At 64.4% G+C, this 14,769-nt stretch carries 14 protein-coding genes; 6 read left to right on the top strand and 8 right to left on the bottom strand.

What is annotated here, in order from left to right:
* The 3 genes from AC1DYX_RS17545 to AC1DYX_RS17555 form a co-directional block, all read right to left on the bottom strand.
* Positions 1-1,114: Nramp family divalent metal transporter (locus AC1DYX_RS17545; RefSeq protein WP_477261072.1), on the bottom strand; the 1,114-nt coding region annotated here is incomplete at its 3' end.
* A 54-nt stretch (positions 1,115-1,168) separates the two neighbouring features.
* Positions 1,169-1,480: a chaperone modulator CbpM gene (locus AC1DYX_RS17550; protein WP_477261074.1), complete on the bottom strand. Its 312-nt coding sequence runs from the start codon at positions 1,478-1,480 to the stop codon at positions 1,169-1,171.
* Between the two features lie 3 nt (positions 1,481-1,483).
* Positions 1,484-2,434, bottom strand: coding sequence for a DnaJ C-terminal domain-containing protein (locus tag AC1DYX_RS17555; RefSeq protein ID WP_477261076.1), 951 nt, complete (start codon positions 2,432-2,434; stop codon positions 1,484-1,486).
* 188 nt (positions 2,435-2,622) lie between these two features.
* Between AC1DYX_RS17555 and AC1DYX_RS17560 the strand changes: the two genes are divergently transcribed.
* The 5 genes from AC1DYX_RS17560 (at position 2,623) to AC1DYX_RS17580 (ending at position 8,594) form a co-directional block, all read left to right on the top strand.
* Complete coding sequence (locus tag AC1DYX_RS17560) at positions 2,623-2,997, top strand: hypothetical protein (RefSeq protein ID WP_477261078.1); 375 nt, start codon at positions 2,623-2,625, stop codon at positions 2,995-2,997.
* Positions 2,998-3,265: 268 nt separating this feature from the next.
* Positions 3,266-4,171, top strand: a complete 906-nt coding sequence (locus tag AC1DYX_RS17565; protein WP_477261080.1) for a c-type cytochrome — start codon at positions 3,266-3,268, stop codon at positions 4,169-4,171.
* Between the two features lie 90 nt (positions 4,172-4,261).
* Complete coding sequence (locus AC1DYX_RS17570) at positions 4,262-5,692, top strand: MATE family efflux transporter (RefSeq protein WP_477261082.1); 1,431 nt, start codon at positions 4,262-4,264, stop codon at positions 5,690-5,692.
* Positions 5,693-6,152: 460 nt separating this feature from the next.
* Positions 6,153-8,372, top strand: coding sequence for a S9 family peptidase (locus tag AC1DYX_RS17575; protein WP_477261084.1), 2,220 nt, complete (start codon positions 6,153-6,155; stop codon positions 8,370-8,372).
* 87 nt (positions 8,373-8,459) lie between these two features.
* Entirely contained in the window at positions 8,460-8,594 is a 135-nt protein-coding gene (locus tag AC1DYX_RS17580; protein WP_477261086.1) for a hypothetical protein, read from the top strand.
* A gap of 62 nt (positions 8,595-8,656) precedes the next feature.
* Here AC1DYX_RS17580 and AC1DYX_RS17585 read toward each other — a convergent pair whose 3' ends face one another.
* From AC1DYX_RS17585 to AC1DYX_RS17595, 3 genes are all read right to left on the bottom strand, one after another.
* Positions 8,657-8,836 (bottom strand): CsbD family protein, encoded by a 180-nt coding sequence (locus tag AC1DYX_RS17585; protein WP_477261088.1) that lies wholly within the window; start codon positions 8,834-8,836, stop codon positions 8,657-8,659.
* A 117-nt stretch (positions 8,837-8,953) separates the two neighbouring features.
* On the bottom strand, positions 8,954-9,577 hold the full coding sequence (locus AC1DYX_RS17590; RefSeq protein WP_477261098.1) for a class I SAM-dependent methyltransferase: 624 nt from the start codon (positions 9,575-9,577) through the stop codon (positions 8,954-8,956).
* 292 nt (positions 9,578-9,869) lie between these two features.
* Positions 9,870-11,948, bottom strand: a complete 2,079-nt coding sequence (locus AC1DYX_RS17595) for a M13 family metallopeptidase (RefSeq protein ID WP_477261090.1) — start codon at positions 11,946-11,948, stop codon at positions 9,870-9,872.
* Between the two features lie 239 nt (positions 11,949-12,187).
* Between AC1DYX_RS17595 and AC1DYX_RS17600 the strand changes: the two genes are divergently transcribed.
* Complete coding sequence (locus AC1DYX_RS17600; protein ID WP_477261092.1) at positions 12,188-12,472, top strand: flagellar protein FliT; 285 nt, start codon at positions 12,188-12,190, stop codon at positions 12,470-12,472.
* A 203-nt stretch (positions 12,473-12,675) separates the two neighbouring features.
* Here AC1DYX_RS17600 and AC1DYX_RS17605 read toward each other — a convergent pair whose 3' ends face one another.
* Both AC1DYX_RS17605 and AC1DYX_RS17610 read right to left on the bottom strand, forming a co-directional pair.
* Positions 12,676-13,374, bottom strand: coding sequence for a hypothetical protein (locus AC1DYX_RS17605; protein WP_477261094.1), 699 nt, complete (start codon positions 13,372-13,374; stop codon positions 12,676-12,678).
* A 652-nt stretch (positions 13,375-14,026) separates the two neighbouring features.
* Positions 14,027-14,769, bottom strand: a 743-nt coding sequence (locus tag AC1DYX_RS17610) for a hypothetical protein (protein ID WP_477261096.1), incomplete at its 5' end; no start/stop codon positions are given.

Here is a 14,769-nt window from a genome sequence, read left to right on the forward strand (position 1 = left end):
GGGTCAGCACGCCGACCATCGCCGGCCCCAGCGCCAGCCCGCGTGTGATGAGGCGGCGCTGCCAGCACGGCATCTTCAGGTCCAGGAAGCCTTCCATGATCACCTGGCCGGCGATGGTGCCGGTAAAGGTCGAGCTCTGGCCGGACGCCAGCAGCGCCAGGCCGAACAGGATCGCGGCGGCCGCCGTGCCCGCCACGGGCGCCAGCAGGTAATAGGCCTGGTCGATGTCCATCACGCCGCCACCGCCCGGCCGGTAGAACGCGGCGGCGGCCAGCACGAGGATCGCGCCATTGATGAACAGGGCCAGGAACAGCGAGACGATGGTGTCGATGCGCGACATCCTGATCGCTTCCGCGAGGCGTGTCCCGTCCTCGTTCAGGTCGTGGCGCATGATGCGCGTCTGCACGACGGACGAGTGCAGGTACAGGTTGTGCGGCATGACCGTCGCGCCGAGGATGCCGATGGCCAGATACAGGGCGTCGCGCTGGCCCACCTTTTCCAGCGACGGCACGAGGCCGGCCAGCACGGCGCGCGGATACGGATTCACGAGGAACAGTTCGGAGAAGAGACAGACGGCAATCGTCAGGACGAGGGCCAGCACGATCGCTTCCAGCTGGCGGAATCCCCTGCCCTTCAGGCCCAGCACGATGAGGGTATCGAACGCCGTCAACGCCACGCCGACCGGCAGCGACACGCCCAGCAACAACTTGAACGCGAGCGCGCAGCCGAGCACTTCCGCCAGGTCGCAGGCGATGATCGACAACTCGGCGAACAGCCACAGCCCTTTCGCACGGACGGGTGAATATTGCTCGCGGCAATGCACGGCCAAGTCCTTGCCCGTGACGATACCCAGCCGCATGCTGAGGCATTGCAGCACGATGGCCGCCAGGCTGGACAGCACCACGACGAACAGCAGGTCGTAGCCGAACCGGGAACCGCCTTGGATAGAGGTCGCCCAATTGCCCGGATCCATGTAGCCGACCGACACCAGCAGGCCGGGGCCGGCATAGCGCAAGATCTTTTTCCACAGCGGACCGTTCTCCGGCACGTTGACGGTGCCGGAGACCTCGGAGGGGCAGAACGGTGCGCTGGCGTCGGACGGCAGTTTGAGCATGGGCGGGACGATAGCACGGTCGCAAAAGCGGCCGCGCTCGTCCCGAACCTGGCATCAGTCGATGATGCCCAGCACGCGCATGCGCGCGCGCAGGCGGCGGATCTCGTCGGCCATGTCGACCACGAGCGCGGCGAGGTCCTCGTTGGCGTCGAAGTCGCGCTCGACGCTCAGCAGGCGCCGGGCGCGGGCCAGGTCGCCGCTGCGGAACCGCCAGCTCGTCACCTGCACGCTGGTCTCGCCGCCCAGCACGCCAGCATGCACATGGCGCACGACCCAGTCGGGTTCCACGTTGCAGGCGCGCGCCAGTTCGTCGAGGGTCAGCGCCACGTCGTCCAGCAGCACGCCGGTGAGAATATCGTCATGCATCGTTCAGGCTCCTATGCGATCGCGTGGATTGAAGGCAAGGTCGCGCGCCATCGCCTGGTACAGCTCGCGCGCACGGTCGCTGGTCGCGGGCGGCAACACCACATTCAGCATCAGGTAGAGGTCGCCCGGCGTCTTCGCCGGGATCCCGCGTCCTTTCAGGCGCAGCTTGCGTCCGCTCTGCGACCCCGGCGGCACCGTCACCTCGACCGTGCCGGACGGCGTGGGCACCGAGATGCTCGCGCCCAGCGCCGCTTCCCACGGCGTCACGGGCACGTCCTGGTACACCTGTGTCCCTTCGACGCGATAGCGTGGGTCGGGGTTCAACTGGATTTCCAGATACAGGTCGCCGGCCGGCCCGCCCCCGAAGCCGGGATGGCCCTGCCCGCGCATGCGCAGCTGCTGGCCCGGCGTGACGCCTTTCGGGATGTTCACGCTGAGCGTCTTGTCCTGCATGGCGACCCGGCCCTGGGCGTCGTGCTGCGGGACGCGCAGGCTGACCGTGCGCGTGGCGCCCTGGTAGGCGTCGCGCAGGTCGATGGCGATGGCGGCGTGGATGTCCTCGCCGGGCATCTGGAAACCGCCGCCGCCCGCCCCCGCATGCGCGCCGCCGTGCGCACCCGCGCGCGAACGCTTGCCCACGTGGGCGAACAGGTCGTTGAAGAAATCGTTCGCGTCGGCTCCGCCGAAGTCGAACTGCGTGCCCCAGTCCGGCGGCGGCTGGAAGCCCTGGCCGGGGCGGTGTCCGCGGCCCAGCTCGTCGTAGGCGGCCCGCTTTTCCGGGTCGCCCAGCACGTCATAGGCCTCGTTGATTTCCTTGGTCTTCGCGTCCGCGTTCTTGTGCTTGCTGACGTCGGGGTGGTACTGCCRCACCAGCTTGCGGTAAGCCTTCTTGATCTCGTCCTGGGTCGCGGTCTTCTCGACACCAAGGGCCTGGTAGTAGTCCTTGTATTCCACGAGCTTGCTCCTGGATCGGGTTGGATGGTTGTCAGCCCCATACGTTGTGGCGGGGGGCTTGCTTTTCAACTATTACGACAAGCCCGCCCTGTTGACTGCAGCCTGTGCGCGCATTGTTTCCGGTCAAATTTTCAACCACGAACGCGGGCAACATCCCTTGTATTCACCTTGGGCACATGGGAGCTGAAGTGGAAAAAATCTGGGGCAACGGTCTGGCGTTCGTGACTATCTTCTTCATCGGGGCATCCGTTCTCGGCATGCTTTGGGAAAAGGACGGCGGGCACCAGATCAAACCCGTCGGCGACCGCGTCGCGTACGGGTTGTTCGCGATACCGCTCATTTCCATTTGCGTCCAGCAGGCGCTCCCGGGCGTGCCACGAGCGTGGGTCCTGGTGGCGCCGCTTCCCCTCGTCATCTACGTTGTCCTGCTCGCACTGAGCGACAGGGGCCCGGAGAATGATCAGGCGGTACCGCCAAGATTCATCGATCACTTCTCCCGTATCCTCGTCGTCGCCACGCTGCTGGTTTATGTGTTCATGGCGCAATACTACGCCTTGAGTTAGCCCATGCAGGCGATACCGGGCCCAAGAAGGCATGAGCTTGTCTTCTGACGCGATGGCAACTGGAACAACGGCGCGGCGAACTGGGCGAAGGACACCAATCTGCAATGGCTGACCAACTTCACGACGAAATAGCCGCATGACGATGCATGCTTGACGCAGGCCCTATTTGTTTCGCATGACCGAAATTAGCATTTCAACCAGTATCCGGCCTTGAACGACAGTGCTAGATTGGCTCGCGTTGCCGTTCGTCCAACAAAAGGGAGGAAACATGGTGAGCAAATGGGTCAAGCGTACGAGCATCGCATTGGCGACACTCGCCCTGCTGGGCGTTGCCGCGGCCGGGGTCGGCAAAGTGCTGGGGGAACGCAAGATGGCGCGCAACATCGCGCTGCAGGTGCGGCCGCTGGACGTCGTGCCCGACGTCGCCCGCGTCGATCGCGGCCGCTACCTGTACAGCACGCGCGGCTGCGCCGAGTGCCACGGCGTGGACGGGGCCGGCAAGACGGTCATCAGCGACGGCGGCATGCTCGTCGTGGCGCCGAATATCACGGCCGGTCCCAACGGCGTGACGGCACAATACCGCCTCGTCGACTGGGTGCGCACGGTGCGCCATGGCGTCAAGCCGAACGGCAATCCCGTCATGATCATGCCCAGCGAGGACTACAGCCGCCTCAGCGACGAAGACATGGCCGCGCTCGTCGCTTATCTGCAGCAGATGCGCCCCGTGTCCGGCGCGAAGACCGTCATCGACGTGCCCGTGCCCGTCAAGGCGTTGTACGCATTCGGCATCATCAAGGACGCTTCCGAAAAGATCGACCATACCTATGTGCCGCCGCCGGCCGTGCCGGCCGCCGTCACGCCGGCGTATGGCGCCTATGTCGCGGCGACGTGCACCGGTTGCCATGGCGCCGACCTGGCCGGCGGCCGCATCCCCGGCGCGCCGCCCGCCTGGCCGCCCGCTGCGCAGCTGGCCCCCGGCAAGGGCAGCGCGATGAACCGCTATCCGACGCCGGATGCATTCATGGCGATGCTCAGGACGGGTCACCGGCCGGACGGCACCGCGATCAGTCCGGTGATGCCGTTCGGTTCGTTCAAGCAGATGAACGAAACGGACATGCGGGCCCTGTACGCCTATCTGAAGTCCGTGCCCGGCACGACGCTCGCGCAGCGCTGAGCTGAGCCGCCCCGCGCGCGCGCCGGGCGCGCGTCACGCGGCCCTTGCGATTCCTCAGTAAAATGCGCAGTTTCCCCCGGCAAACCGAACATGACGCCCAGCCTGTCCAGCACCGCCGCCCGCGCGGCGCATCCCGTCCGTACCGAGGTCGCCACCTTGTGGCGCCTCTCGTGGCCCATGCTCGTGGGCCAGCTCGCGACCGTCGGCATGGGCGTGGCGGACGTCGCCATGACGGGCCACGTCAGCGCGGCGGAACTGGCGGCCGTGTCGCTGGGCACGTCGGTGTGGTCGATCATCCTCGTCACCGTCATGGGCGTCATGATGGCCGTGAACTCGGTCGTCGCGCACGAGATGGGCGCCGGGCGCCACGACCGCATCTCGCATGCCGTGCGCGAATCGCTGTGGATGGGCCTCGGTGTCGGCGTCGCCGGCTGCCTCGCGGCGAACCTGTGCACGCTCGTGTTCGACCACATCGGGCTGGACGCGGCCGTGGCGGAGCGCGCCTCGACATTCCTCCACATCATCAGCCTCGGCATGCCGGCGTTCGCCTGCTACCGTGCGCTGTACGGCTATACGACGAGCATCAACCAGACCAAGCCCATCATGGTCATCGCGCTCCTCGGCCTGCTGTACAACATCGTCATGAACTGGCTGTTCGTCTTCGGCGAGTTCGGCCTGCCGCGACTGGGCGCGCTCGGCTGCGCCGTGTCGACGGCCAGCGGCGTGTGGCTCATGCTGGCGGCGATGGTGCTGTGGATCAGGCTGTCGCTCGCCTACCGCCAGACGTATCCGTTCACGCGCTGGGAAGGCCCGAACTGGAAAGAGATCGGGAACATGCTGCGCCTGGGCCTGCCGATCGGCGTGACGCATTTCGCCGAGGTCAGCGCATTCGGCATCGTCAGCCTGCTCGTGGCGCGCTTCGGCGTCATCGAAGTGTCGGCGCACCAGATTGCGCTGAATTTCGTCTCCCTCGTGTTCATGGTGCCGCTCAGCTTCGGCATCGGCGCCCTCACCCGCGTCGGCCAGGCGATGGGCGAAGGCAATCCGGTGCGCGCCCGCTTCGTCGCATGGGTCGGCACGGGCATGTGCATCGCGTTCGGCCTGTTGTCCGCCATCTGCATCGCCGTGTTCCGCTGGCAGATCGCCGCGCTGTACACGTCGGACGCGGCCGTGCAGGCCACGTGCGTGATGCTGCTGCTGTTCGCCGCGCTGTTCCAGCTGTCCGATGCGACCCAGGTCGCGGCGGCGTCCGCCATCCGGGGCTACAAGGTGACGCGCTCGCCGATGGTGATCCAGATGATCGCATTCTGGGGCGTCGCCCTGCCCGTCGGCTGGATCCTCGGCCTCGCGCCGGACTGGTTCCCCTGGTCGCCGGGCAAGCCGATGGCGGCTACCGGCTTCTGGATCGGCCTCGTGCTGGGCCTGACCGTCGCGGCCGTGCTGCTGGCGTGGTCGCTGAACCAGCTGTCCAGACTGCGCATCCGTGACGTAGCCCATGCGCCCGTGGCCGAAGCCCGCTGACAAAATTCGGGGTCAGAGCACTTTTTGGTGCACGCTCTTTCGAGCAAGTTCTTCCGGATTATCGATAGCGGCTACTTCACCCGCGCCGCGATATTACGTACTGTCGTTGAAACTCATTGACATCAGGACATTGATCAGAAATGTGCTCTGACCCCGAACTGCACTGACGGGTGATGCCGTCCGCCATCGTTCGCTTCCAACAGGCAAAAAAAAGCCGATGGACGGGGGATCCATCGGCGTAACCCTAGGAGAGAGTTTCATCCTATGTCGGCGTTGGGCGCCGACGTAAGGATCATAGTCCATGGGATCGATTGCAAACATTACGATCCATCCATCTTTGACAATCTGCGCCTCGCCCGGCCGATGCGTCCCGGGTCGATGTCATTACAGCTTTTCGGGGGCGACTCTGGTATCGTTCCGCCGTTGTACTCATCCCTAAAATCAATATCCAAGAGATAACATGCGACTTCTTCTCTGCCTTTTGGCCGCATTGTCGGTCGTTCCCGCATCGGCGGAACGGCTGACGCTGGACCGTATCCACGCCGACCCGGCGTTGTCCGGTCCAGGCGTCCGCAGCCTGCGCGTCTCGCCCGACGGCGACCGCGTGACCTTCCTGCGCGGACGCACCGACAACCAGTTCCAGCTGGACTTGTGGGAATTCAACATGAAGGACAAGACCACGCACCGCCTGGTCGACTCCAAACGGTTGGTCCCCAACGAAAACCTGTCGCTGGAAGAAAAGGCAAGGCGCGAGCGCGCCCGCACGGCCAGCCTCTCCGGCATCCTGAGCTATAGCTGGTCGCCGGACGGCAGGCAGTTGCTGGTGCCMATCGCGGGCGACCTGTACCTCGTCGACGTCAACCAGCCGGACAGCGCGCGCAAGGTCGCGTCGGGCAACGTGCTCGATCCGAAGATTTCGCCGCAGGGCCGCTACGTCTCGTACGTGYGCGACCAGAACCTGTACGTCATCGACCTGACGACGGGCCAGGAACGCCAGCTGACGACGGACGGCAAGGATACCGTGCACAATGGCGAAGCGGAATTCGTCGCGCAGGAAGAGATGGACCAGCACACGGGCTATTACTGGGCGCCGGACGATTCCGCCATCGCCTACCGCCGCTACGACGAGGCCCAGGTGCCCGTCGCGCGCCGCTTCGAGATCTTTGCCGACCGCACGGAAGTCATCGACCAGCGCTACCCCGCCGCGGGCGCGAAGAACGTGCAGATCGCCCTGATGGTGGTGAACCCGGCGACCGGCGCGCAGAAGCAGGTCGACCTCGGCCCGGACCAGGACATTTACCTCGTGCGCGCCGACTGGAGCGCGGACGGCAAGACCCTCGTCTACCAGCGCCAGTCGCGCGACCAGAAGCGACTCGACCTCGTCGCCGTCGATGCGGCATCGCTGGCCCAGCGTCCATTGCTGACCGAGACCTCGAAGACCTGGGTCAGCATCCACGACGACCTGCGCTTCCTCGGCCGCCGGAAAGCGTTCATCTGGGCGTCCGAGCGCAGCGGCCGCAAGCACCTGTATCTGTACGACCTGTCCGGCAAGCTGCTGCACCCGATCTCGAGCGGTGAATGGGGCGTCGACAACATCCTCGCCGTCGACGAGCAGGCCGGCAAGGTCTATGTCGCGTCGAACATGGATGCCGTCATCGACAAGCAGACCTATGCGCTGAACCTGGACGGCAGCAACGCCGGCAAACCGGTCCGCCTGACGAAGCAGGACGGCTGGCACGAGGATGTGTTCTCCCGCAACGGCAAGATCTTCGTGGACACGTTCTCCGACCCGGACACGCCGCCGCAGGTGTCGATCCGTCGCGCCGACGGCACCATGGTCGAGTGGATCGAGCATAACGACCTGAACGCCCAGCACCCGTACGCCCACTACGTGAAAGACCACCTGCCGACGGAATACGGCACGATCCAGGCGCACGATGGCCAGGCGCTGTACTACTCGATGATCAAACCGGCCGGCTTCGACGCATCGAAGCGCTACCCGGTGTTCGTGTTCACGTATGGCGGCCCGCACTCGCAGCGCGTGACGCGCCAGTGGGGCAACCTGTTCAACCAGTACATGGCGCAGCAGGGCTTCGTCGTGTTCGTGCTGGACAACCGCGGCTCGTCGCGCCGTGAGCGTGCGTTCACGGACGTCATCTACGGCAACCTCGGCGCGCATGAAGTCGAGGACCAGCTGACCGGCATCGACTGGCTCGCCAGGCAGAGCTTCGTCGATCCGCAGCGCGTGGGCGTGTTCGGCTGGAGCTATGGCGGCTTCATGACCCTGCGCCTGCTGGAAGCGGGCTCAAGCAAGATCGCGATGGGCGTGGCGGTGGCACCCGTGACGGACTGGTCGCTGTACGATACGCATTACACGGAGCAATTCGTGGGCGCGACGCCGCAATCCGACCCGGCCGCCTACGAGCGCAGTGGCGTGTTCACGCACCTGGACGGCCTGAAATCGCCGCTGCTGCTGGTGCACGGCATGGCGGACGACAACGTGCTGTTCACCAACACGACGCGCCTGATCGATGCGCTCGTCAACCGCAACGTGCGCTTCGAGCTGATGACATATCCGGGGGCCAAGCACGGCATCTCGTCGCGTGCGGGGCAGCGGCATGTGTATGGCCTGATCGAAACGTTCTTCAAGAAGAACCTGGGCGGGACCGAGCCCAAATAATCCGCTCGGTCTACGCATGCATTTGGTGGGCACGCGCGCGACGGCGAACCTTCTCGATAGCAGATTCCGCCGGCGCTCACCATCGTCATGCAGCTCGTGTTCGGCAGCCTGTTCAGCTTTGCCGGGATCGCGCTGGCGACGCCGTTGACGGCGGCGTTGATGGTGCTCGTCGATAAGCTGTATGTGAAAGATATTCTCGGGGACAGGCCRGCGTCGGGTTGAGCGCCAACGTGAAAACAGCCGCGCGCGGCGGCTGTTTTCACTGTAGACAAAAACCTAAGGAATCAGCGATTGCCCTTGTTGATGGCATCCCGCAGATCGCCGGCCTTTTCCTGCACCTTGCCTTCGACCTGCTTCGACAGGCCCTTGGCCTGCTGTTCGCTGCTGCCGGTAACCTTGCCGACTTCCTCCTGAACCTTACCGCCGATGTCCTTGGCCTTGCCTTTGATTTGGTCGTCGTTCATGTCGGAATCCTCCTTGGTGAATGAAACCGTTCGCAGAATCGAACGGGATGCATTCAGGTTAATGGGATGTCGGCCCTCATTCTGTACGCAAACTAACAAATCCCTGTCATCCGGACATCATGCCGGCTTGCGCCAGACGCTGGCCAGCCACGGCTGCTGGTCGCGCGGCAACCCTTCCGGCCGATAGTAATGATGCAGCGGCAAAAATCCTGCCGCGACGACATAGCGTTCCCAGGCCGGGTAATCGTGGAAGCAGCCGTAGCGCGGACCGTTCCAGCCCTCTTCGTTATGGCCGCGCGGATTCGAGCTGAACAGCACGCCACCCGGCTTCAGCGTGGCGTGGAGCTGGTCCAGCACTTTCGGCAGCAGGTCGCGCGGCACGTGGAACAGCGATGCGTTCGCGAAGACGCCGTCGAACACCGCGTCCGGCAGGTGCAGGTCGATGAAGTTCTGCTGCCACACCTCGCAGCCGCTGTACTCCCGCGCCATCGCCACGAACTGCTCGCTGCCGTCCAGGCCGATGGCATGGTGGCCGAGCGAGGTGAACGTCTTCAGGTCGCGGCCGGGGCCGCAGCCGAAGTCGAGGATCGTGTACGGCGCCGGCGCCTCGATGGCCGTCAACAGCGCGGCGATGTTCTGGCTGACGTCGTGGTCGATGGTGCCGGCAAAGAAGCGGCGCGCGTTGTCGTCGTAGTGGTGCAAGGTGCGCCGGGTGATGTCTTCGTAGTCGTCTTCGATCATGTCGGGAAAATGCGCGTGATGAAGATGATGATGGTGGACGATACGCCTGTTGATGTCGAGATAGTGATGTCTCATCGGCAAAAACCTCGGAGCACGTCGAAAAACCTGCTACGCGTTGCACTGGCGTCCTGCGATGCTCGCTGTACTCCAGTACAGCTGCGCTTCTCGGACGCCATTGCGGCCGCTCGCGACGGTTTTTCGAGGCGCCCCTACAATGAAAGATGCCCGGGCCATTCTAGTCCGGGCATCCGTCAAGGCGGCGCAACTTACCCGCAAGACATAATCGGTGCCGTCACCAGACGCGCACGCGCTCCTCCGGTGGCAGATACAACGCCTGACCCGGCTGCACGTCGAACGCCTGGTACCACGCGTCCAGGTTGCGCACGGTGGCGGTGCGGTATCTGGGCGGCGCGTGGCCGTCCGTCAGGATGCCGCGCCGCTCGGACGCCTCGCGCGCCTTCGTGCGCCAGCTCTGCGCGTAGCCGGTGAAGAATTCGCGGTCGCTGGCTGCCGTCGCCTTGTTGCCGGCAGCGGCGCGGTAGGCATCGTATGACGCCTCCAGGCCGGCCAGGTCGGCCAGGTTTTCGGATAGCGTCAACTGGCCGTTCACGGCGAGGTCCGGGAACGGTTTATAGGTGTCGTACTGCTCGACGAGCTTTTGCGACGCGGCCTTGAAATGTTCCATGTCTTCCTTCGTCCACCAGTCGCGCAGACGGCCCTGGGCGTCGAACTGTGCGCCCTGGTCGTCGAAGCTGTGGCTGATCTCGTGCCCGATGATGGCGCCGATCGCGCCATAGTTGACGGCATCCGGCGCCTTCGGATCGAAGAACGGCGGTTGCAGGATCGCGGCCGGGAAGTTCAGCGCATTCTGCAACGGCAGGTTGACGGCGTTGACGAGTTGCGGCGGCATCGACCATTCGGTGCGATCAGGTTTCGCGTGCAGTTTCGCCAGTTCCTGGTCCGTGTGGAATGCCTCGGCACGCAGCGCGTTGCCGAACGCATCCTTGGCATCGACTTTCAGGCCGGCATAGGATTTCCACTTGTCCGGATAGCCGACACCCACGTACAGCGTCTTCAGCTTTTCCTTTGCCTGGGCGCGGGTCGCGGGGGCCATCCAGTCGAGCTTGTCGATGCGCTTGCCGAACGCCGTCACGATGTTGCCGACCATGCGCTGCAGCTGCGCCTTGTTCGCGGCCGGGAAGGTCTTCTCGACATACAGTTTGCCGACGGCATCGTCCATCGCTTCGTTGGTGGCGCCCAGCGCGCGCTTCCACCGTGCGGCTTGCTGCGGCGTACCGGACAGCGCCTTGCCGTAGAACGCGAAGCGCTGCTCGACGAACGCTTTCGGCAGCACGTTCGCCATCCGGTTGATCGTGTGGAACGCAAGGTAGTCCTTCCACGTGGCCAGGTCGACCTTGTCGACGAGCGCCGCCTCGCCCTTCACGGTGGACGGATGCCAGACGATGAACTTGTCCTGGTCACCCAAGCGCGCGGCCTTGAAGAAAGCGTCCCAGTCCAGGCCCGGCGCATTGGCCGCGAAATCCTTGCGGGTCCACGTATTGTCGGCCTTCAGCACGTCGGCCGAGTCGGCGCGGGTGCCGTGGCTGTTGGCGATGTCGACCTCGAGCGCGAACACCTTCGCGGCGCGGGCGTCGGCGTCCGCATCCGTCGTCGTCTCATTTGCCACATGTTCGGCGAGCTTGAGCATCGCGGCAATATGTTTCTGGTATTGCGTGCGCAGGCCGGCCATGCGCTCGTTGTTGTCGAGATAATACGCGCGGTCCGGCATGCCCAGGCCGCCCTGCAGGAGATACGGCCAGTTGTGGGCGGGATCGTGGAGGCCGGGCGAGATCCACAGGCCGAAAATGTTTTCGGTCGCAAAATGGGTATTGTTCAGCGGATCGACGTCGGCGCGCACGGACGCGCCCAGCGCGCGCGCGAGGCCGGCCTTGTCCTTGATGGCGCCGATCTGCGCCAGCAGCGGTTTCAACGGAGCCGTGCCGCGCGCCTCGATCGCGGCCTCGTCCATGTAGGCATCGAAGTAACAGGCGACCTTGCGCGCTTCCGGGCCGGCCTTGCGGTCGTCGTCCACGCTGTCGATCAGCTTGACGATGCGTTCATTGGTGTTTTCCGCCAGGCTGTCCATCGCGCCCCAGCGGCTGCGGTCCTCGGGGATATTCGTTTTGGCAAGCCAGTCCTTGTTGGCCCAGGCAAAGAAATCGTCTCCCGGACGCAGTGCGGCCTGGGCGGTCCCGGCCGTCGCGGCCGCGGGCGGGGTCTGCCCGGATGCTTGCGCGCTCGCGGTAACGAGTGCGGTGCCGCACACCATCGACGCGATGGCGGCCCTGATCGGAGTCCAGCGGATGTTCATATTGTCCCTTTATTCACAGGTTGGTCTCGTTGAGCACTATAACGCGCCATGGCGGCTGGCCTCCCACGATTGCGACAGGATGCATATCGGGCCGCCGGGTTGCCGGAATCGCCACCTGGCGTGCACCCTACTAAAAAAATTCAAAAAAATCTCAAGACAACCCTAAAGTTCCCGAAACCGCTGCCGTTAAAGGCAGACAACCGGTAATTCGACCCAAAAACACGATGTGGAGCGCAGACATGACGTCCAACGAAGTCCTCGCAATGTACGAAAACATCGCCGCCCTGAGCAGCCGCATGGCTGTGGCCGCGCGCGAAGGGGATTGGGACGGCCTGGCTCGCCTGGAAAGCCAGTGTGCGCTGCAGGCAAGCGCGGCGAAAAGCGGCGTGCCCCCGCTGGCCGGCGTGGAGCGCAAGCGCAAGATCGACCTGCTCAAGCAGATCATGGCCAACGACCGCGCCGTGCGCGACATCACCGAGCCCTGGATGGGCCAGCTGGACCGCGCGCTGAGCCCGGCGCACTGATTCCGCCGCCGGCGCAGCCGACTACAGCATGAAGCCCCTGCATGGGGCTTTTTTGCTTTTCGGGTAAGTTCAAGGAATGTATCAGCGGCGAAGAGCGCCAGGCGGCCTTGGCAAGCATACTAGCTGCCGGAGGTGCGATCACGACGTAATGCAAGCAGATCGTGATCGCGGCGGGCGAGCGGGCGGAGAGAGCTATCTGGAGGTCAATGCGGCTTGCCGTTGTCGCCGTCGAGTTCCGCGACAACCGGTGCAGCAGGCTGCGCCATCGGCAATCCTTGTGCACGCAAGTCCCCGATCAGGCTGTCCACGATGGCGGCCGCGGCGTCCGCGAGCGCCGCCGCGCTTTCCTTCGGCTTGTCGATAATCAGGTCGAAATTGGGGTACCGGGCCTTCGGTTTGGTGAAATGCCAGCCTTCCGCCTTGAGTTCCCACCCGGTGACATGGTAGCCGCGGTAGAGCGGTTTCTCCCGATCGGTTCCGAGAACGTTGACGATCACGGAAAGCGTAGGCAGATAATCGTTACCGTAACCGCCTGCCAGTCCCGTTGCGACGAAACCGAGCACTGTCGGGGAGAGCACGACGACGGCGTCAGCATTCGACTTGATGTCCTTGAATTCCAGCGCGTCCTTGCCATCGACCCGCTTCCACGGCTGGTCTTCGACATACGCTTTGTAGCCGGCCGCATTCAGGCGTTCGGCCACAAGCCGGGACAATTCCGCGCACACGGCAACTTTGTTGTCGTTATACAGTTGCGTCAATTTTTGCTGCTTCGCATTCATGTCGGCAGCGGCCATCGCGCCACCGATCAAGCCCAGCGCCATGCCCGGATGGCCGAAATTCATGACCGAATATTGCGCCGGCTCCGGCGTCCGAACGACAGCGATCGTTTTGACCTTGGTCATCGCGGCGGGCGCCAAGTCGATCTTGGGGACAGGCCCAGCACAGCCAGTCAAGACCAAGATCAAGCAAGTAACCGAAAACCAGTTGCGCAAAGTGTGCAGCATGCATCCCCCTGTTATTAATTGTCTTTACAGTATCACAACAAGTGATACAAACTGTCAAGTAAGTGCCAATGGCAGACGCCGAACTTTTCTGTCCTCCGCCGACTAATATGCACATCAGAAAATTTGTACGTTGGACGTTCTTGCTTGCGTTACTGGCTTCATCCGAGAGCTTGTGCCAGGCTTTTTCTTCATCAGCACAAAACAAAAACCCGCGCAGCGACAAAAGTCGTTTACGCGGGTTTGATGGCAGCCCGTGAACTACGTGCCACCTGAATCGGGAGAGCGATCGCCAGGCATCCCCTGGCGTCGCCTCTTGCCGGTTGCCTCCGGCGTCCACCTGCCACTGTCGGCAAGCGAACCGCTTCCGGGTACAGGCGCTTCATCAGCGATCGTCCGGACCCGCGCCACGCTATCGGTGGTGGCTGCGGCGGACCCTGATCCGTTGCCTGATCTTCTGATCTTGTGATCAAAACATCATCGAAACTCAGTATAACGCAAAATCGGAACTTGTGTAGACGAGTCGCGTGCTAAATTTTGAACGTTGGCAAAATCACTCCAAAGTCGGCTCTTCCGGCTGTGGCGCGCGGGTCCGTGCCGCGAACCTGGCCTTCAGTTTCTCGAGCACGCCGGGCGTATCGATGGCTTCCGGATCGTCGCCGCCCGCCCTGCGCCGCCGGACGACCATCGCCCCCGCGCCGCCCAGCGCGAGCAGGCCGATGGCACCGCCGATCCAGCCCCACGGCAGACCGTCCTCCGGCGGCGGCGGCTTCGGCTTGTGCGGTACGAGCGGCTTGATCGAATGGATGGGGCGCGGGCCGGCCGGGACGACGGGCTTCGGCGCCTCGGCGACGGGCTTCTCCCCACTTTCTTTCGCCGCATCGGTTTTGGCGGACGCCGGCTTGTCGCCACCTTCTTTCGCTGTAGCGGTTTTGGCGGGCGCCGGCGTGGCGCCACCGTCTTTCGGTACGCCGGCCCTGGCGGATGCCGGCTTGTCGCCGCCTTCTTTCTGCGCACCAGCTTTGGCGGCTGCCGGCGTGGCGCCGCCCTCCTTCGACACGGCGGCCCTGGCCGGCGCCGACTTGCCTGCCGGCCCGGTCGCTACCACGGGCGCACCCAGCGTCGCCTGCAGTTTCTTCATCCGGTCCTCGACCTGGCTGAGCCGGGCGCGCAACTCGTCGTTCTTCGCGCCCAGCGCCGCGCAGGCCTGGACCTCCCCGGCCGGGCGCACGCAGGCTTGCGGATGGGCGTCCGGCGCCGCGACGGGCGGCACCGGGGCTTTTGCCGCGGGTGCGG

The sequence above is a fragment of the Massilia sp. P2_C2 genome, from assembly GCF_056404615.1.

Coding starts and splice junctions, on each gene's coding strand:
- AC1DYX_RS17550 (WP_477261074.1), bottom strand. CDS start 1,480: ATGCATGACGATATTCTCACCGGCGTGCTGCTGGACGACGTGGCGCTG.
- AC1DYX_RS17565 (WP_477261080.1), top strand. CDS start 3,266: ATGGTGAGCAAATGGGTCAAGCGTACGAGCATCGCATTGGCGACACTC.
- AC1DYX_RS17570 (WP_477261082.1), top strand. CDS start 4,262: ATGACGCCCAGCCTGTCCAGCACCGCCGCCCGCGCGGCGCATCCCGTC.
- AC1DYX_RS17585 (WP_477261088.1), bottom strand. CDS start 8,836: ATGAACGACGACCAAATCAAAGGCAAGGCCAAGGACATCGGCGGTAAG.
- AC1DYX_RS17590 (WP_477261098.1), bottom strand. CDS start 9,577: ATGATCGAAGACGACTACGAAGACATCACCCGGCGCACCTTGCACCAC.
- AC1DYX_RS17595 (WP_477261090.1), bottom strand. CDS start 11,948: ATGAACATCCGCTGGACTCCGATCAGGGCCGCCATCGCGTCGATGGTG.
- AC1DYX_RS17600 (WP_477261092.1), top strand. CDS start 12,188: ATGACGTCCAACGAAGTCCTCGCAATGTACGAAAACATCGCCGCCCTG.
- AC1DYX_RS17605 (WP_477261094.1), bottom strand. CDS start 13,374: ATGACCAAGGTCAAAACGATCGCTGTCGTTCGGACGCCGGAGCCGGCG.